The 16,920-nt window shown below is 50.9% G+C and carries 16 protein-coding genes; 12 read left to right on the top strand and 4 right to left on the bottom strand.

Features of this window, described 5'->3' with window-relative positions:
• The first annotated feature begins 62 nt into the window (after nucleotides 1–62).
• A complete protein-coding gene (locus RWO08_RS07815) occupies nucleotides 63–1,136 on the top strand; it encodes a hypothetical protein (RefSeq protein ID WP_314211710.1) in 1,074 nt (357 codons plus the stop codon).
• Nucleotides 1,137–1,172: 36 nt separating this feature from the next.
• Here RWO08_RS07815 and RWO08_RS07810 read toward each other — a convergent pair whose 3' ends face one another.
• The 3 genes from RWO08_RS07810 to RWO08_RS07800 all read right to left on the bottom strand — a co-directional run bounded on the left by RWO08_RS07810 (nucleotide 1,173) and on the right by RWO08_RS07800 (nucleotide 3,842).
• Complete coding sequence (locus RWO08_RS07810; RefSeq protein ID WP_291454453.1) at nucleotides 1,173–2,210, bottom strand: cell wall metabolism sensor histidine kinase WalK; 1,038 nt, start codon at nucleotides 2,208–2,210, stop codon at nucleotides 1,173–1,175.
• Nucleotides 2,207–2,902: a response regulator transcription factor gene (locus RWO08_RS07805; RefSeq protein WP_314211709.1), complete on the bottom strand. Its 696-nt coding sequence runs from the start codon at nucleotides 2,900–2,902 to the stop codon at nucleotides 2,207–2,209. The genes RWO08_RS07810 and RWO08_RS07805 overlap by 4 nt, the downstream gene beginning before the upstream one ends.
• Before the next feature lie 172 nt (nucleotides 2,903–3,074).
• The gene (locus RWO08_RS07800) at nucleotides 3,075–3,842 is read right to left on the bottom strand and encodes a DM13 domain-containing protein (protein WP_314211708.1); all 768 of its coding nucleotides are present in this window, start codon (nucleotides 3,840–3,842) and stop codon (nucleotides 3,075–3,077) included.
• A gap of 200 nt (nucleotides 3,843–4,042) precedes the next feature.
• Between RWO08_RS07800 and RWO08_RS07795 the strand changes: the two genes are divergently transcribed.
• The 10 genes from RWO08_RS07795 (at nucleotide 4,043) to RWO08_RS07750 (ending at nucleotide 13,301) form a co-directional block, all read left to right on the top strand.
• Complete coding sequence (locus tag RWO08_RS07795) at nucleotides 4,043–4,555, top strand: hypothetical protein (protein ID WP_314211707.1); 513 nt, start codon at nucleotides 4,043–4,045, stop codon at nucleotides 4,553–4,555.
• A 125-nt stretch (nucleotides 4,556–4,680) separates the two neighbouring features.
• Nucleotides 4,681–5,199 carry a hypothetical protein gene (locus RWO08_RS07790; protein ID WP_314211706.1) on the top strand — a complete coding sequence of 173 codons (519 nt, stop codon included), beginning with the start codon at nucleotides 4,681–4,683 and terminating at the stop codon, nucleotides 5,197–5,199.
• Nucleotides 5,200–5,204: 5 nt separating this feature from the next.
• Nucleotides 5,205–5,729: a hypothetical protein gene (locus RWO08_RS07785; protein ID WP_314211705.1), complete on the top strand. Its 525-nt coding sequence runs from the start codon at nucleotides 5,205–5,207 to the stop codon at nucleotides 5,727–5,729.
• Nucleotides 5,719–6,228: a hypothetical protein gene (locus tag RWO08_RS07780; RefSeq protein WP_314211704.1), complete on the top strand. Its 510-nt coding sequence runs from the start codon at nucleotides 5,719–5,721 to the stop codon at nucleotides 6,226–6,228. Before RWO08_RS07785 ends, RWO08_RS07780 begins: the two co-directional genes overlap by 11 nt.
• A gap of 192 nt (nucleotides 6,229–6,420) precedes the next feature.
• A complete protein-coding gene (locus RWO08_RS07775; RefSeq protein WP_314211703.1) occupies nucleotides 6,421–7,920 on the top strand; it encodes an arylsulfatase in 1,500 nt (499 codons plus the stop codon).
• 2 nt (nucleotides 7,921–7,922) lie between these two features.
• Nucleotides 7,923–8,771, top strand: a complete 849-nt coding sequence (locus RWO08_RS07770; protein ID WP_311466266.1) for a formylglycine-generating enzyme family protein — start codon at nucleotides 7,923–7,925, stop codon at nucleotides 8,769–8,771.
• Nucleotides 8,772–8,942: 171 nt separating this feature from the next.
• Nucleotides 8,943–9,884 carry an N-acetylmuramic acid 6-phosphate etherase gene (murQ, locus tag RWO08_RS07765; protein WP_311468579.1) on the top strand — a complete coding sequence of 314 codons (942 nt, stop codon included), beginning with the start codon at nucleotides 8,943–8,945 and terminating at the stop codon, nucleotides 9,882–9,884.
• Entirely contained in the window at nucleotides 9,881–11,302 is a 1,422-nt protein-coding gene (locus RWO08_RS07760) for a PTS transporter subunit EIIC (protein WP_314211702.1), read from the top strand. Before murQ ends, RWO08_RS07760 begins: the two co-directional genes overlap by 4 nt.
• Entirely contained in the window at nucleotides 11,299–12,327 is a 1,029-nt protein-coding gene (locus tag RWO08_RS07755; RefSeq protein ID WP_314211701.1) for a MupG family TIM beta-alpha barrel fold protein, read from the top strand. Before RWO08_RS07760 ends, RWO08_RS07755 begins: the two co-directional genes overlap by 4 nt.
• 311 nt (nucleotides 12,328–12,638) lie before the next feature.
• Nucleotides 12,639–13,301 (top strand): redox-sensing transcriptional repressor Rex, encoded by a 663-nt coding sequence (locus tag RWO08_RS07750; protein WP_070756831.1) that lies wholly within the window; start codon nucleotides 12,639–12,641, stop codon nucleotides 13,299–13,301.
• A 49-nt stretch (nucleotides 13,302–13,350) separates the two neighbouring features.
• Here RWO08_RS07750 and RWO08_RS07745 read toward each other — a convergent pair whose 3' ends face one another.
• Nucleotides 13,351–13,761, bottom strand: coding sequence for a (deoxy)nucleoside triphosphate pyrophosphohydrolase (locus RWO08_RS07745; RefSeq protein ID WP_311466257.1), 411 nt, complete (start codon nucleotides 13,759–13,761; stop codon nucleotides 13,351–13,353).
• A gap of 330 nt (nucleotides 13,762–14,091) precedes the next feature.
• Between RWO08_RS07745 and RWO08_RS07740 the strand changes: the two genes are divergently transcribed.
• Complete coding sequence (locus RWO08_RS07740; RefSeq protein WP_314211700.1) at nucleotides 14,092–16,764, top strand: cation-translocating P-type ATPase; 2,673 nt, start codon at nucleotides 14,092–14,094, stop codon at nucleotides 16,762–16,764.
• Nucleotides 16,765–16,920: the final 156 nt, after the last annotated feature.

Below are 16,920 nucleotides of genomic sequence, written 5' to 3'. Positions count from 1 at the left end.
CTTTGTTATAATAGAAGGGACAAGAAGCAAGTCGATTAGATTCGAATGAAGGAGGAAGTGACGTGAAGAAAAGTCTCAAATACCTACTGGTCTCGGCTCTGACTGCTAATGCCTTGGCCTTAAGCTGGCCAGGCTTCCAAGGGCAGGCGACTGTCAGCCTGGAATCTGCTAGTAGCCAGGAATCAGGGCATGAGGAGACCTCTGAAGAATGGCAGAATCATGATTGTGCACAGTTAGACCGCAAGGATGTCCTCAATCAAGTACGTAAAAGCCGGGACCTTTTGACCTCGGTAGCCCTCAAGGGAGTGTCTGGCGATCGAAGAAGCCAGTCAAGCTATCAAGCAGCCTACCGTTATGAAGCCAAGACTGGCAAGGTCCTCCAGGGTTATTTGGATTATAGTCGGGGGATTGACCATATGGAGGTCTACTATCTGGGGGACACCAACCACAAGTATTACCTCTATACAGAGCGGACTAACAAATGGTCTGCCATCCAGATGCCCGATGATTTTCGCCTGCGACCTAACTATCGCCTCATGTTAGACTGGATACTGGACCATGAAGCCGACTTCCAGTTTGAAGAAGGCCAGGATGATTATCGGCTCACGGTCCTAGAACGTAACTTTGACTTGGCGGATTTTACCTCTAAGACTTTGGGAATCACCTTAGTACCTGAAGATACTCCGGTAGAAGATATCTATAACTATATGGAAGTTCGCTTCAGCAAGGACGACTTCCAAATGACCAGTCTCAACTACCGTTGCCTGGATCCGTCCGGTGAGGTACGGGGCCAATTTGAATTCTTTGGCTATAATCAATTAGAGGCCTCAGATTTCCGATTACCTGAGGGGGCGGAGGTGGATAGTGAGCTATCTGGCTCTAGCCAGCAAGATTGGTCTTCCTCTGATGAGACCGAATCCCGTCAGCAGCGGGAGTCCGAGTCTTCTGGAGAAAACCGACCCCTGCCGCCTGGTGCTGTCTACCATGACCATGACCACAAGGCTTGGAGCTCACTTCTTGCTTATGCCCAAGAGGGCGTCTATGAGCTAGTCTCACTCAAATGGCTGACTTGGGAGCCGGTCAGTCGCCTCTCTAGCCACTTGACCTGGCGGGCTCATCAACTATTTAGACCATAAGAAAAAGGCCAGGGTTTTCCTGGCCTTTTGCTATGGCTATAGTGGAAGCCATAAGCTGAAGTGGCTGCCTTGGTTGACTTGACTGGTGACCTCAATCTGGCCCCCCAGTTGTTGGGCCAGGGTTTGGCTGATATAGAGTCCCAGGCCGGCGCCGCCTGTCTCCCGATTACGGGACTGTTCGACCCGATAGAGACGATCAAAGATATGAGGCAGGTCCTGGGCGGGAATGCCCATGCCTTGATCAATGATATGGAAGCCGATTCCTTGGCCTTCTTTTTGGATATGGAGTTGAATGCGACTCTGCTCTGGCGAGTACTTGCTGGCGTTCTCCAAGAGATTGAGGAGAATACGGGATAGTTTGTCACCGTCTGTCTGGATGGTCTCTAGCTCTGGCGCTAGTTTGACCTCAAGTTCTTGTTTCTTCTGTTGACAATGGGGTTGGATACTGGTCAGCAAATGTATGAGAAAATCATCCAGTTGGAGGGTCTGGACTTGGATTTGGCTAGCCTGCTGATTGGCTTGCTTCTCCATGAGGCCAACTTCCATGAGTTGCTGGGTCAGGGTCTTGAGTCGGTCGATTTGATGGGCCATGGCCTGCCAGAGGGCTTGCATTTCATCTTCTGACACCATCTGATCTTCTAGCGCTTCAACTTGATGCTGGAGAGCGGTCAGCGGCGTCTTGATGTCGTGACCTAGGCTAGCCATGAGGCGGGTCTTGTCCTGCTCGCTTTGGCTGAGGGCCTGGAAACTTTGGTTGAGGTCTTGGATCATGAGGTTGATGTTGGCTGTCAGCGAGGCCAGTTCAGCCGGTGATTTAATGGTCTGAACTGGTTGGAAATCCTGGTCGGCCACCCGTCTCACATCTCGGCTCAGTCGCTGCAGGGATTTGACGCTGGGCTGAAGTAGGCAGAAGCCCACTAGGGCCCCTAGCAAATTAGCCCCTAAGGTCATCCAGATAATGATATAGGCCACATTCGGGGAGACTAACATTTGCTGCAGGCCCCACCAGACCAGCAGGAGGGCGCAGAGGGTGGAAGTAAGAAAGGCCAGGAAGACAAGTGAACGCAGCTTCATGATGGGTCACCTCCTAAGCGGTAGCCCAATCCCCAGACTGTCTCAATCTTAGGGTAGGGACGCTGACCTGCTAACTTGGCTAATTTATCGCGCAAGGAGTGGATATGGACATTAAGGGTATTGGCATCTTCCATATAATCGGTCTCCCAAATCTTGAGGAAGAGTTCTGATTTAGCGAAGACCCGACCGGGATTTTTGAGGAAGAGGGCCAGGAGCTGGAATTCCTTGAGTGAGAGTTGCAAGGGTTGGTCGTAGAGCGTGACGCGATGCTGGCCTTCATCGATGGCAAAGGGCGCATAGCTCAAAACCGACTGCCCCGCTTGCTTGGGCTGAATGCGACGCAAGAGATTTTTGACCCGCAAGGTGAGCTCCCGTGGGCTAAAGGGTTTGGTCAGGTAGTCGTCGGCTCCTAGGGTCAGGGAATAGATGCGATCGACCGCCTGATCCTTGGCCGTGATGAAAATAAAAGGCTGGTCTTCGCGTAATTGCAAGACGGCATCAATGAAGTCATAACCATCCATTTGGGGCATCATAATGTCCGTGATAATCAGATCGACGGCCTGAGCTCGGTAGTGGTCTAAGGCTTCCTGACCATTCATCGCGATCGTGACTTGATAGCCTTCCTTACTTAAGTAGCGGGTGACGATATCCAGGATGGCTGGCTCGTCGTCAACTAGGAGGATGTGGGTCATAGGGACCCTCCTTTCGATTAATGACTGAAATCAAAACCTGCTTGAAAGTAGCAGGGGCAATGCCATTATAGCATAGCTTGAGAGGGGAAGGGGTCAGCGACGCTTGCAGACCTTGAGCCCAAAGCACTTCAACCACCTGAAAGGACTTCAGGTGGTTGGGATGCTCGAAAGCTTATTTAAGGTCAGCTTGACCGAAGACTTCATGCGCTTCAACACAGTAGATTAAGACCTTGTTGTAGCCATCTGCCTTCAAACCATTAAGGTCATAGCTTTGTTCCATCATCTCATTGTCTACCGCACCGACTTCAACGGCTGTCTCTAATTTGCCGTCTTTGCTAAGGAGGACGTGGAGGTCAGGTGCCTTGTCGCTCTTGAAGTTGCTGAGTTTAAGTTGGTTCTTCTCGATGCTAACGGAACCCATGACCATCTTGCCATTGGCGCCCATGAGTTCGCCCATACGTTTCATAGCTTGGTCCATGGCCCCGTCAGAAAACTTGGTCAACATAGCAGAACCGAAGGTTTCATTGACTTGGTCGCAGTGGATGGTGAGGGTGTTGTATTGACTGAGGTCGACTTTGTCCAATTTGTAGCCTTGGATGGCACCCTTAGCATCGACCTTGCCTAATTTGAGGCCATGTTCTACATCGCCATCCTTGGTTAGGTAGGCATTGAGGTCAGGGGCTTCATCACTTGAAAAGCCGGTCAGTACTGCTTCCTTAGCGGTGACCTTGGCCATACCCATGACCTTGTGTTTTCCTTGACCCATTAATTGGCCGACAAGGGCTTGATTCATTTCGTCTTTTTGCTTATCTTCTGGCATTTGGCTGGATGATGCGCTGCTTTCCTCAGCTAAGACCACTTGGGATAAGCTGCCGGCTCCAAGACCTAGGCTAAGTAAGGCAACAAGGCTGAGTTTGGTTAGTGTGTGTTTGGTTGACATGGAAATCACTCCTTGGATTTATTTGATGACCTTACTATAGCGGGTGAAACTGAAGACTTCTTGAAGCAAGTATTAAGTCTTTCTTAACTTGTCGCTAACAATTTATTAAATTTGAGCCCGTTGACAGCTAGGCAAATGGAACCAGGCTTTTCAAGGACCCCTCGCTAAGTTATAATGAAAGGACCAGAAAGGGTGAAAACATGCAAGCTAGACAGAATGATCAAGCCAATCACTTACTATTTGAAGGCAAGGTGCGGGTCAGCCATGTCTTGGGTGTGCGCTTCTTAGGCGGCGTTCTCATGGCCTTGGTTATGTTCAGTGGTTTTATCCTCAGCCTACATTTCTTGGAAGCAGTAGGCTTGTGGCAGGAGGATCTGAAAGGCTGGAGTGTGGCTTCCTTCATAATCTCGGGCATCCTGATTTGGATGCTGGGTGACTGGCTCCACAATAAGCTTTGGGAGCGGCCGGTTCGTATTTTGGACTTAGGCGACCAAGCCTGCCTACAAGTCGGCCGTGACCAGGCCTACTATAAGTGGCAGACTCTTCGTAAGGTCAGAGCCTATCGCTTCTACTCTAGACGTGGTCAGGTCAGTACCTATAACCTAGTCTTGGTCTTTGAGGGTCGCACCTATCGTTTCTCTTCATCGGATAAGAGTATGGTGGCCCTGAGCGATCTAGGTCAAGCCCTCCAGGCCTATCTAAAGCAGGGATAAGCCATTAGAAGTAGCAGGTCAGGCCTTGTGCCTGGCCTTTTCTCATGGGATTCTTTCCAAGTAGGGCTAGGCTTCTCAAGCGGCGTTAGCTAAGTTATAATGAGAAGGTAAGGAAGGGTGATAAGATGCAATATCGAAATTCGAATAGAGAGGAAAAGCTACTCTTTGAGGGAAAGCTTCGGGTCAGCCATTTATTTGGCCTACGCTTCTATAGCGGTGTTGTCATCGCCATCCTCATGGCCTTCTTATTTGCCTATGGCGTACATTGGCTCATCACTTGGGGACTATTGAATCGGGACTTGCAGAAATGGAGCCAAGCCTATGCGCTAGTGACAGCACTTCTATGCTTGGGCTTGGGTTTCTGGCTCTATGATTGGATCTGGAAGCGGACGGTGCGTATTGTGGACTTGGGAACTCAAGTCTTGGTGCAAGTAGGTAGCCGAGTGGATTGCTATGACTGGCGGGAGCTCCGCCGTGTCAAGCCATCCCAGCTTCGCAATAAATCACGTCGCCTAGTCGTGGTTAGCCTAGTCTTGGTCTTTGAGGACCGCACCTACCGCTTGTCTTCATCCGATAAGACCATGGGCGCCCTGATGGAGCTGGGTCAAGAGTTTCAGGTCTATTTAGATCAGAGAGGGGCCTAGCGTGTATGATTATTGCTAAAAGCAAGCCCTTGGCTCCAGGCCAAGAAGGCCTGGTGATGACCTTGGATTGTCGGGTGTCTTATTTTTTGGGCGCTAAGGCCCTATCCTTCATTCTCGTCTACTCTATCTTGACGCCTGTGAGTCTAGACTTGGCCAAGAGATTGAACTTGAACCCTAGGAGTTGGCTAGCTACTTTAATCTTCTTAGTGGCAGTCATTCTGGGCTGGTTGCTCTACAATAGCTTATGGAAACGCTCAGTCACCATCTACGATCGGGGCCAAAGTCTGGAAATCCTGATTAACCACAAGCTCTATCGCTATGATTGGACTAGCCTGCGTCGTGTCAAGACTTTCAACGCACCCAAACGTCATGGTGGAATCTTCAGCAAGACGGCAGTCCTCAAATTTCATGGCCGCAGCTTCTACCTGACCTCAGATGACCAGGTAGCTAAGCTAGAGTGGCTGATTCAATATTTAGAAAAGGGCCTGAAGCGATCCCAAAAAGGAGGCCTAGGCCCAAATGACAAGTAAAAACAAGTATCTACTGAATAAAGTCAAGTTAAGGGTCAGTCGCTTTGTCGGCCAACGCTTGCTCTCTATTCTGGTCTTGCTAGGTCTAGCACAACTAGGCATCAAGGACCTTGTCAATTTCTTGTTGGACTTGGACCTCTACCCGCGCGATAATCAATATGGACCCTTATTGTTCGTTGTGTTACTGCTCCTACTATTTTTCCTGGCCAATGCCTTCTATAATTTTCTCTGGACGCGAACCGTTACCATAGAAGATTTGGGAGATAAGGTTCGGATTGAGCTGGGCAGTCGTCACTATCTCTTGCCCTGGTCTAGCCTACGCAAGGTGCGTTTGGATCGAACCACCAATCGGGGCAAGTTGGTTAGCGTGGATTTAATCTTAGTCTTTGAAAGCCGCTCTTTCCGTCTGACCAAGGACCAGCCCGTAGCCCCTCTCAGTGACTTAGAAGCTTATATGCAAGCCAAGTTAAAAAAGCAAAATCTTAAAACAAAAGCCTGACTCTCAGTCAGGCTTTTTGCTTGGTTTAATTCTTAGGGTGAAGGCTGGCTCAAGTTTGGCCCTGCTTTATAATTTTTGTTAATATTCTCATCTTTTTTAGTAGAAGATAGGCAATTTGATGCCAGAGGGTGTATAATGAAAGCGAAGACAGGTCGTTGATCATGCGACCGAATGAGGAGGGACTCCACTACCATGACCAACAGCAAGCAACGCCCCAATGTGGTGCTTATTGTCGTCGACCAGATGCGGGCCGACGCCTTAGGGATTAACCAGGGGCCTGATTTTCTCTCAACCCCAACCTTAGATATGATGGCCAGCCAAGGTTATAATTTCGTCAATGCCTATTCGCCGGTGCCCTCCTGTGTGCCGGCTCGGGCAGCTCTCTTGACTGGCTTGGACCAGGCCAATTCAGGACGGGTGGGCTACGAAGACCAAATGCCTTGGAATTTCACCCAGACCCTGCCCCAGACCTTCCGGGATGCCGGCTACCAAACCCAATGTATCGGCAAGATGCACGTCTACCCAGCCCGCAAGCGTCTGGGCTTTGACCATGTGACCCTGCACGACGGCTACCTCCATGTCGATCGCCACTATGATGGGGCTTATGGGGCTTCCTTTGAACAGTCCAGTGACTATCTCAAATTCCTCAAGGCCCAGTTGGGGCCTCAAGCCGATCTCATGGACGACGGCCTCAATTGTAATTCCTGGATGGCCCGGCCTTGGCCTTATGCAGAGGCTCTCCATCCAAGCAACTGGCTGGTGACCGAAGCTATTGAATTCCTCAAGACCAAGGATCCAACTGTGCCTTTCTTCCTCAAGTTGTCCTTTGAGAAGCCACATTCGCCTTTTAATCCGCCTCAGTATTATTTCGATATGTATTATCAACTCTTGGGCCAGGAATGGGATCGCCATCTAGGGGATTGGGAGCAGCTAGTGGATGCTGTTCCTAGCATTGATAGTAAAAAAGGGCGCCTCAAGCCCGACGATCAACGGCGCTTGCTGGCAGGCTACTATGGCTTGGTGACCCATCTGGACCATCAGATTAGTCGCTTCCTGACGGCTTTGGAAGAGTTCGGCCATGCTCAGGATACTCTCTTCTGGTTTGTCTCTGACCATGGCGACCAACTAGGGGAGCATGACCTCTTCCGCAAAGGTTATCCTTATCAAGGTAGCATCCAAATTCCTTCCTTTATCTATGATCCTGGCCATCTGATTGCCGCCTACCACCATACTATTCCGCAGCTGGTTAAGATTCAAGACATCTTCCCATCCTTGGTAGACCTGGTCTTGGGCCAGCAAGTGGCCACGGACGGTCGCAGCGTGCGCCAGCTCTTGCTTGGTCAAATTGACGGCTGGCGGACCGATATCCATGGGGAACATGTTCTAGGCCAAGATTCCAGTCAATTTGTCCTCAATGAACGTTATAAGTTAATCTGGTATCCGGTTCAGGATCGTTATCAACTCTTCGACTATGTGGCCGATCCTTATGAGCAGGTCAATCTCTATGACCAGACCGACTATGCGCCCGTAGTCTTGGAGCTGACTCAGAAGCTGGTTGCCTACTTAGCCAATCGTGAAGAGGGCTTTGTTGCGGATGGACGTTTAGTGGCGCGGCCCCTGTCAGCCCTAGTGACCACCTTGGCAGCCGCCCGGCGTGGGGATGTCATGGGCTATCCCCGTCAGGAGGGCTAGTCATGGAGTGGGTCGAGTTACAAGCAGGGCACTTCCAAATGGGGGCGCCCCTAGGTCAGGGTTTTGTAGAGGACTATGAGGCCCCGGCTATTCCCATGCAAGTGGCGGCCTTCTCGGTGGCTACAACGCCTGTCACTAACCAGGAATTTGCTGAATTTGTGGCGGCCACTGGCTACCAGACCATTGCCAGTCGGACGGGAGGCTCCCTGGTTTTTGAAGCCCTCCTGTCAGAAGACCTAGAAGCCAAGGCCCCACGGGTGCCGGGCACGCCTTGGTGGCGGGTAGTGGCGGGCGCCGACTGGCTCCATCCTTTTGGACCTGAAGGCCCCCTTGCCACAGACGTCTTGGCTGACCACCCGGTGGTCCATGTCTCCTTGGCCGATGCCCTAGCTTACTGTCAGTGGGCAGGGGTGACTTTGCCCACTGAAGCCCAGTGGGAGTATGCGGCTCGGGCTGGCCGGACCACGACCTTTCCTTGGGGCCAGGAGCTAGAAGCCGATGGGTGCTATCATGCCAATACCTGGCAGGGGGACTTTCCTGGTTTTAATAGCCAGGCGGACGGCTACTTGGGCACGGCGCCGGTCAAGACCTACGCCCCTAATGACTGGGGGCTCTATCAGGTCATCGGCAATGTCTGGGAATGGTGCGTCAATCCCCGCTATCAACTTTTGCAGGATTTTAAGCAGGCCCAGCCTCTTCCAAGTCTAGCGGACTTGAAAGGGGAGTACGCCATTCGCGGCGGTTCCTTCCTCTGTCATGCCTCTTACTGCCAGCGCTATCGCCTAGGGGCCCGCAATGGGGCGGACGCCTTGGTGACGGCCAGCCATATTGGTTTCCGTTGTATCAAATAAGCTGTCACAAGACCTCTAAGTTTGAAGGGTCTTGTGGCATTTTTTGTCTTCTAAGATAAGACAGAGCAAGAATTGTTGTAATGCAAGAAATGTCTTGACAAAAAGCTAGACAGCGCCTTGTAATGCGCTTACATAAGGGGTATAATAAGCTTGTAGGAAGGAGGAACTACTATGGAACTAGGCAAGTTAGCAACAGAACAAGCCAACCCCCTGTCGCAGGCCATTGAGACCCTGTCAGTGGCCGAAATCACCCAGCGCATGAATCAAGAAGATCAAGGAGTCCCCTTAGCCGTCAGGCAATCCTTGCCAGAGATTAATGCCTTTATAGAAGCCCTGGTACCCATTATGGCTCAAGGCGGTCGCCTCTTTTATATAGGGGCAGGAACTTCAGGCCGACTAGGTCTCTTGGATGCCTCGGAATGTCCCCCAACCTTTGGTGTCGCCCCTGATCGAGTCCAAGCCCTGATGGCTGGTGGCTTAGAGGCCATGACCCAGGCCGTTGAAGGGGCGGAAGATGACCAAGCAGCAGCGGTCCAGGACTTGGCCGCCCTCGAACTATCAGCCAAAGATGCCTTAGTCGGTATCGCAGCCTCAGGCCGCACCCCCTATGTGGTGGCTGCTTTACGTTATGCTAAGGAGCAGGGCGCTTTGACGGCGGGCCTTGCTTGTGTTAAGGAGGCCGAGATTAGCCAGTGGGCAGATTATCCAATCGAAATTCCAGTGGGACCAGAAATTATTACCGGCTCTAGCCGACTTAAGGCGGGGACGGCGCAAAAGTTGGTGCTCAATATGATTTCCACCACTGCCATGATTCAATTAGGTAAGGTCTATCAAGGTTACATGGTCGATGTCCAAGCCACTAACCAGAAATTGATTGACCGCGCCCATCGTATTATTGCCGCCACAAGCGGTTTGTCCTTGGAGCAGGCAGCGACTTATTTTCAAGCAGCCCAGGGCCAGGTCAAATGCGCCATCCTTATGGCCTTAACGGGTTGTGATTTGGCGGGTGCTCAAGCCCTCTTGGCTGATAATCAAGACCACATTGCCCAGGCTATCCAGGCCAGCCAGCAGTCAGTAAATAAGCAAGATCAAATTAAGGAGGTATTACCATGAATGAATTAGCAAGTCGAATTCTATCCCTAGTGGGAGGCAAGGACAATGTCCTGGCCAATGCAACCTGTATGACGCGTCTGCGCCTGACCCTGCGCGATCTATCCCTAGTGGACCAAGAGGCCCTCAGGCAAGTGGATGGGGTCATGGGCCTAGTCATCCAAGACCAAGTGCAAGTCATCCTAGGACCGGGCAAGGTCAATCAAGTTGGGTCAGCCTTTGCCCAATTAACAGGTCTCAGTCTGGGCTATGAAGAGCTAGCAGCAGACCAAGTGGCTAAGGCCAACAAAGACCAGCAAAAGGCTAAGTATGACAAGCCCCTGCAACGCTTCTTGCAACGGATTGCCAATATCTTCATTCCTTTACTGCCGGGGATTATTGCAGCCGGTATGATTAATGGGATTGCCAATGTCATCAATGTCTCCAACCAGAATGCCTGGGCCGGCGAATGGTGGTTCCAAGCCATTCGGACCATGGGGTGGGCCCTTTTCGCCTTCTTGCCAATCTATGTGGGCATGAATGCGGCCAAAGAATTCAAGGGCAGTGCTGTTCTGGGTGGCATGGCCGGGGCATTGTCCGTGGCAGTTCCAAGCATGCCTCTCTTAGCTAAGGTGGCAGATGCGCCAATTCTTCTTCCAATAACTAATAAGGCCTTCTCACCAGGGGCTGGTGGGCTCCTAGCCGCCCTCTTTATGGGGATTTTCTTCGCCTACCTAGAGCGGGCCATTCGTCGTATCATGCCCGATCTTTTGGACACCTTCTTCACGCCACTCCTAACCGTCGTAGTCGGGGTGCTGGTATCGGTCATTGTCATTCAACCGCTGGCAGCCCTAGTGACGGACGGGATTTATGCTAGCTTAGATTATTTCTATACCCAATTGGGTGCCCTCGGTGGCTTCCTCCTCTCCGTTGGCTTCTTGCCACTGGTTTCTGTGGGGCTCCACCAAGCCTTAACGCCAATTCATACCATGCTGAATAATCCGCAAGGGCCAACGGCCGGGGTCAACTATCTCTTGCCAATTCTTATGATGGCAGGGGGCGGTCAGGTCGGCGCGGGTCTGGCCCTCTACCTCAAATCACGCAACAAACGCCTGAGACAATTGACTCGTGACTCCTTGCCAGTCGGCATTCTCGGGATTGGTGAACCCATGATGTATGCCGTGACCCTGCCACTAGGTAAACCATTTATTACGGCCTGCTTAGGTTCAGGTTTGGGGGGCGTTCTAGCGGTCCTCTTCCATCTAGGGGCTGTCTCCCAAGGGGTATCCGGTCTCTTCGGCTTGCTGATTATGGTGCCGGGCACACAAATCTCCTATGTCATCGCCATGCTAGGAGCTTATCTAGGTGGCTTTGTCTTGACCTGGTTCTTCGGGGTGGATGAAGCTCGGATTGCTCAAGTCTATGGTGGCGATAGTCAATGAAAGGACAGGTAGTCGGCTTTTCCTTCTATAGTAATCAGTCGCTAGACGACAACCTGGCTCGGATTGATCGTTTTAGTCAGCAGGGCCTTGGCCACGCCTTTACCAGTCTTAACCTAAGCCCTCATTATAAGCCGGTTGAGCTAGACCTAATCATGGCGGCCTGCCACGAAAAAGGGGTCCAGGTCATGGCAGATATTAATGAGGCCAGCCTGGATTGTTATGGCCTGGACCGCCTGCAAGCCTGGGGCTTTGGCTCCTTGCGAGTAGATGCCGGACTGACCCCTCAGCAGATGGCCGTCCTCAGCCAGTCCAGTCACCTGGTCCTTAATGCTTCGACCCTTACGGAGACCTTGCTAGAAGAATTAGCTCAAGCAGGGGTCGATTTGAGCCGGGTCTGGGCTACCCATAACTATTATCCCAAGGTCTATAGTGGCCTCAGCCATGCCTATGTTCTGGCCCAAAATCAAAGACTGCATGCCTTAGGCATTCCTTGTCTAGCCTTCGTCAGTGGCCAGGTAGCTAGGGGGCCTTACTTTGATGGCCTCTGTACAGTCGAGCAGACCCGCCAGTGGCCAAGTCAGCAGGCAGCTCTTTATCTCCTATCGCAATGTCAGGTTGACCGGGTCTACATAGGGGATTGTGATGTCAGTCAAGATCAATTGAGACGCTTGGCCAGCCTTAATGATGGCTTGGTAGACTTGCGGGCTCAGGCTCCGCAAGCCTTGCTAGATCAGGTCTGGTCCAATCGACCGGATGCCAGTGATTGGGTCATTCGGGCCTCGGAAACCCGTCAAGCCTTGCGTGGGCAAGAAGTAGTGGGCCAGCCTGGCCCTCGCCAGCGAGGGGACCTAGTCCTGGGCCGGGCCAACTATGGTAGCTACGCCAATGAATTGGAAATTTGCCTGACAGACTTGCCAACGGATGACCGCCAGGCCATTGTTGGCCAGGTGGCTAGCTCAGATCTAGGCCTTCTGGACTATATTCGGGGCGACTGGTCTCGCTTTCGTTTGTCACTGAGCGAATAAAACAACCCCCATTGTGGCTAGCATAAGGCCATAATGGGGGTTGAATATTTAAGGAAAAATGCCAAAGTGAAAAGGTTTGCACTATGAGAAGTTCTCTCATCGTAGCCTGAGTCACATAAAGATTCTTATTTGAAGTTTGTGTTATCACGTAAATGAAAGCGGATAAAGGCAGGAGTGCGACAATTATTACTGAACTATAATAATTGTATTAAGTTCACCCCTAAATAATGGAGTCTAGTCAAATATGATGATATACTAAAGATATCGACTGGAGAATAAGCGAAATATTTTTATGTGAAAGAAGTGATCAAATGCGTAGAGAAATACCAAAAGCAACTGTGAACCGGCTTCCTATTTACCATCGTTATTTACGATTTTTACAGAATGCCGGTAAGAAGCGGATCTCATCTACTGAACTCAGTGATGCGGTGAAAGTAGACAGTGCGACCATTCGTCGTGACTTCTCATACTTTGGCGCCTTGGGCAAACGGGGCTATGGCTATGATGTTGATTACTTATTAGACTTCTTCACCAAGACCCTCAACCAAGATCGTCTGACATCGGTTGCTCTCATCGGGGTAGGGAATCTGGGGAATGCGCTCCTCCATTATAACTTCCGCAAGAATAATAATGTGAGAATCGGGGCGGCCTTCGAAGTAGACCCTAAATTGATTGGGACCATTCAATCAGGAGTTCCTGTCTATTCCATTGATGAATTGTCAGAACAATTAGAAGCCCAAGGAATTGAAATTGCGCTCTTGACCGTACCGCAAGAAGAGGCAGCAGAAGCTGTAGAACGTTTGGTGGCAGCAGGCATCAAAGGGATTCTCAACTTCACGCCATTGCGTTTCGATGTGCCAAGTCATGTTCGTATGCAACATGTGGATTTAACCAATGAGTTGCAAACCTTGATTTATTTCATCGACAGCAACATGCATCAGCATGATGACTTTGTTGATTTCCGCAGACATTAAAATAGAGGCGACTAGGACTGGGTCCTGGTCGCCTTTGTTTTGTCTATAGCTATAAGGAGGAGCCTTCTTGGGCCAGTAGCTGAGCCGCTGGAATATCGACGGGAGCCCAGTCTAGGCTCATGAGGTCTTGGGGCTGGACCCAACGGCTAGCCTGGTGCTCGAGCAGGGTCAGACTGCCAGATAGAATCTTAGCCTTGTAGACTGCTAGCTGGATAGTGGCGAATTCATAGGCGTACTCTGCTGTCGTCACCCAGTCACCGACTTCAATTTCAAGGGTCAGTTCTTCCTTAATTTCCCGTGCCAGAGCTTGGGCTTCTGTCTCGCCAGCTTCTAGCTTGCCGCCGGGAAATTCCCAGAGTCCGGCTAGGCTCATTTCTTGGCCACGCTGTAGGCAGAGGACCTGGCCATCTTGGATAATGGCGGCACCTACTACACGAATGATTTTGCCTGTCTTTGTCATGTCAATCCCTCCACTTTTCTTCACTTCTATCCTAGCGCGTCCGGTCTCAATCGTCAAGATCGCCGCTTTTGTCAAAGCCAAAATAGCAAGTGTTTTTTTCTTGCTTTTTTGGCAGCTTATCTCTATAATAGTAAGAGTAATATAACCATTGACTTCATAAGGGAGTAACTAGAGCCTAGCTCGTTGGTATCAACAAATATGTAGCATCTGCTGCTGGTACTGACTGAAATAGTGAGACTTATGCTGATTCACTCGTTGGGTGGCGGCATAGGTCTTTTTTTACAAGCTGGGGCGGCCAGTATGAAGGAATGGATCAAATAGGAGGTTACTATGTCAACAAAATTATCAGCCTATAACCAAGAGGCGCAAGCCGTCATTGACAGCTTAGAAAGCCATGTTGAGACGGGCTTGACAGCTGCAGTGGCTGCGCAACGCTTGGAAGAGTTCGGTCCTAATGAACTCAAGGCCGAAGCTCATTCAACCCTCTTGCAGAAGTTTATTGAGCAATTCAAGGACTTCATGATTATCATCCTCGTGATTGCGGCGGCTGTCTCCTTCGTGGCCAGCCACGAGTGGCACGACGCGGTCATCATTCTCCTAGTGGTGGTGCTTAACGCCATTATGGGGGTAGTCCAAGAAGCCAAGGCTGAAGAAGCCATTGACGCCCTCAAGGAAATGGCCTCACCTGACGCTCGCGTTCGCCGTGATGGCAATGTCATGACCGTTAAGTCTCATGACTTGGTGCCAGGCGATATCGTCTTATTGGAAGCTGGAGATATTGTACCAGCGGATATGCGTTTGATTGAAGCCAACTCACTCAAGGTTGAAGAAGCAGCCTTGACTGGGGAATCGGTGCCAGTTGATAAGGACATCAGCGTGATTGCAGAAGAAGGTGCCGGGATTGGGGACCGCCATAACATGGTCTTCTCTAGCACCAATGTGACTTACGGTCGTGCCTTAGCCATTGTAACGGCAACCGGGATGAATACCGAAGTCGGCCATATCGCTAGCATGTTAGCCAGTGCTGAGAAAACCAAGACCCCATTGCAACGCGACCAAGACCGTTTGGGTAAGACCTTGACTATTATGATCTTAGTCATTGCGGCTGTGACCTTCATCGTTGGTTTGTTGCGTGGCCGTCAGATTCCCGACATGCTCTTAGTGTCTATCTCCTTGGCCGTGGCTGCCATCCCTGAAGGCTTGCCAGCCATTTCAACCATTATCCTCTCTATCGGGACTCAAACTATGGCAGATCGTAAGGCCTTGGTTCGGACCTTGCCTGCCGTTGAGACCTTGGGTGGGACCCAAATTATCTGTTCCGATAAGACGGGGACCTTGACCCTTAACAAGATGACCATTGAAAAAGCCTACTATGATGGGGTTCTCCACAATGCCTCTGAAGACTTAGATTTAGATTTGCCGCTCTTACGTTCCATTGTCTTGGCTAACGACACGGAGGTGGACGCCGAAGGTAATTTGATCGGGGATCCAACTGAGACTGCCATGGTTAAGTTTGCCTTAGACAAGGGCTATCCTTTGGCTGAACGCTTGGCTAGCTTCCCACGGGTGGGCGAGATTCCATTTGACTCTACCCGTAAATTGATGACGACAGTCCACCCGCTAGCGGATGGTCGCTACCTGGTAGCCACCAAAGGGGCGCCAGACCAATTGCTCAAACGCTGCCTTCATAAGGACTTTGGCGGCCAGGTGACCGACTTGACCGATGCTGATCGCCAAGCCATCTTGACCGAAAATACAGGCATGGCGCGTCAGGCCTTACGTGTCTTGGCAGGGGCTTATAAGATTATTGATCAATTGCCTAGCAAGTTCGAATCTGAGGAATTAGAACATGACTTAATCTTTGCTGGTTTGGTCGGGATGATTGACCCTGAGCGTCAAGAAGCTGCGGATGCCATTGCCGTAGCCAAAGGGGCCGGCATGCGGACCGTCATGATTACCGGTGATCACGCTGAAACCGCGCAAGCCATTGCGGAACGTCTGGGCATCTTGAATCCAAACGAAGACAACCACCATCACGTCATGACCGGGGCCGAACTCGATGCTATTTCTGATCAAGAATTAGAAGCGCGTGTTCAAGACTTGTCAGTCTATGCTCGTGTATCACCTGAGCACAAGGTGCGCATTATCAAGGCTTGGCAGTCTAAAGGTAAGACGGTGTCCATGACCGGGGACGGAGTCAACGATGCGCCTTCCCTCAAACAAGCAGATATCGGGGTCGGTATGGGGATTACCGGGACCGAAGTGTCCAAGGGTGCCTCTGACATGGTCCTAGCAGACGATAACTTTGAAACCATCGTTGTGGCGGTTGAAGAAGGGCGTAAGGTCTTCGCCAACATCCAGAAGGCTGTCCAATATCTCTTGTCAGCTAACTTGGGTGAGGTCATTACCCTCTTCGTAGCCACCTTAATAGGTTGGACCATCTTGCAACCTGTTCATATCTTATGGATAAACTTAGTGACAGACGTCTTCCCAGCCATCGCTTTGGGGATGGAAAAAGCCGAGCCAGATGTGATGAATCGTCCGCCACGGACTAAGGAGTCTAGCTTCTTATCTAACGGCATCTTGCCAAGTATCCTCTACCAAGGGGTCTTGGAAAGTGCCTTGACCCTCTTCATCTACTGGTTAGCCCGTCAATGGTACCACCAAGAAAACTTGGCCGAAACCATGGCCTTTGCGACCTTAGGTTTGATTCAACTCTTCCATGCTTTCAACGTCAAGTATGTCTTCACCTCTCTCTTTACAGGGAAAGCTTTCGATAATAAGTTCCTTAACGGCGCAGCCCTCTTGTCGGCTGTCATGTTACTAGGCGTTATCGTCATTCCAGGCATCAACGACTTCTTCGACGTGACCGCGCCTACCTTGCCACAATGGGGCTTGGTACTAGCTGTATCCTTCAGCATCATCGTGCTAGTCGAACTCATCAAGTGGGGCCTACGCGCTAGTGGCCTAGCTGACAAGTTAAGCAAACAAGAAACCAAATAAGAATTAGGCCTGCCACCTCTGACTTAGCTCAGAGGTGGCTTTTTTTGTTGAAGTGCCCAGACAAAGGCGCCAAAATAGCCCGAAAGGAGGTAAAAAAAGCGCGTCACGTCGCATTGGGAACCCGCCATGACGCGTTGGGCCTCCAACACGACGTGG

This window comes from uncultured Abiotrophia sp. (genome assembly GCF_963520105.1).
Lineage (GTDB): Bacteria > Bacillota > Bacilli > Lactobacillales > Aerococcaceae > Abiotrophia.
The sequence above is the reverse complement of the archived record's forward strand: the minus strand, read 5'-3'. Positions and strand labels throughout refer to the sequence as shown.

Bases quoted from the DNA above. Each gene is read 5' to 3' on its own strand.
- RWO08_RS07795 (WP_314211707.1), top strand. From the start codon at position 4,043: ATGCAAGCTAGACAGAATGATCAAGCCAATCACTTACTATTTGAAGGC.
- RWO08_RS07790 (WP_314211706.1), top strand. From the start codon at position 4,681: ATGCAATATCGAAATTCGAATAGAGAGGAAAAGCTACTCTTTGAGGGA.
- RWO08_RS07755 (WP_314211701.1), top strand. From the start codon at position 11,299: ATGAAAGGACAGGTAGTCGGCTTTTCCTTCTATAGTAATCAGTCGCTA.
- RWO08_RS07805 (WP_314211709.1), bottom strand. From the start codon at position 2,902: ATGACCCACATCCTCCTAGTTGACGACGAGCCAGCCATCCTGGATATC.
- RWO08_RS07745 (WP_311466257.1), bottom strand. From the start codon at position 13,761: ATGACAAAGACAGGCAAAATCATTCGTGTAGTAGGTGCCGCCATTATC.
- RWO08_RS07810 (WP_291454453.1), bottom strand. From the start codon at position 2,210: ATGAAGCTGCGTTCACTTGTCTTCCTGGCCTTTCTTACTTCCACCCTC.
- RWO08_RS07760 (WP_314211702.1), top strand. From the start codon at position 9,881: ATGAATGAATTAGCAAGTCGAATTCTATCCCTAGTGGGAGGCAAGGAC.
- RWO08_RS07770 (WP_311466266.1), top strand. From the start codon at position 7,923: ATGGAGTGGGTCGAGTTACAAGCAGGGCACTTCCAAATGGGGGCGCCC.
- RWO08_RS07780 (WP_314211704.1), top strand. From the start codon at position 5,719: ATGACAAGTAAAAACAAGTATCTACTGAATAAAGTCAAGTTAAGGGTC.
- RWO08_RS07740 (WP_314211700.1), top strand. From the start codon at position 14,092: ATGTCAACAAAATTATCAGCCTATAACCAAGAGGCGCAAGCCGTCATT.
- RWO08_RS07775 (WP_314211703.1), top strand. From the start codon at position 6,421: ATGACCAACAGCAAGCAACGCCCCAATGTGGTGCTTATTGTCGTCGAC.
- RWO08_RS07800 (WP_314211708.1), bottom strand. From the start codon at position 3,842: ATGTCAACCAAACACACACTAACCAAACTCAGCCTTGTTGCCTTACTT.
- RWO08_RS07785 (WP_314211705.1), top strand. From the start codon at position 5,205: ATGATTATTGCTAAAAGCAAGCCCTTGGCTCCAGGCCAAGAAGGCCTG.
- murQ (WP_311468579.1), top strand. From the start codon at position 8,943: ATGGAACTAGGCAAGTTAGCAACAGAACAAGCCAACCCCCTGTCGCAG.
- RWO08_RS07750 (WP_070756831.1), top strand. From the start codon at position 12,639: ATGCGTAGAGAAATACCAAAAGCAACTGTGAACCGGCTTCCTATTTAC.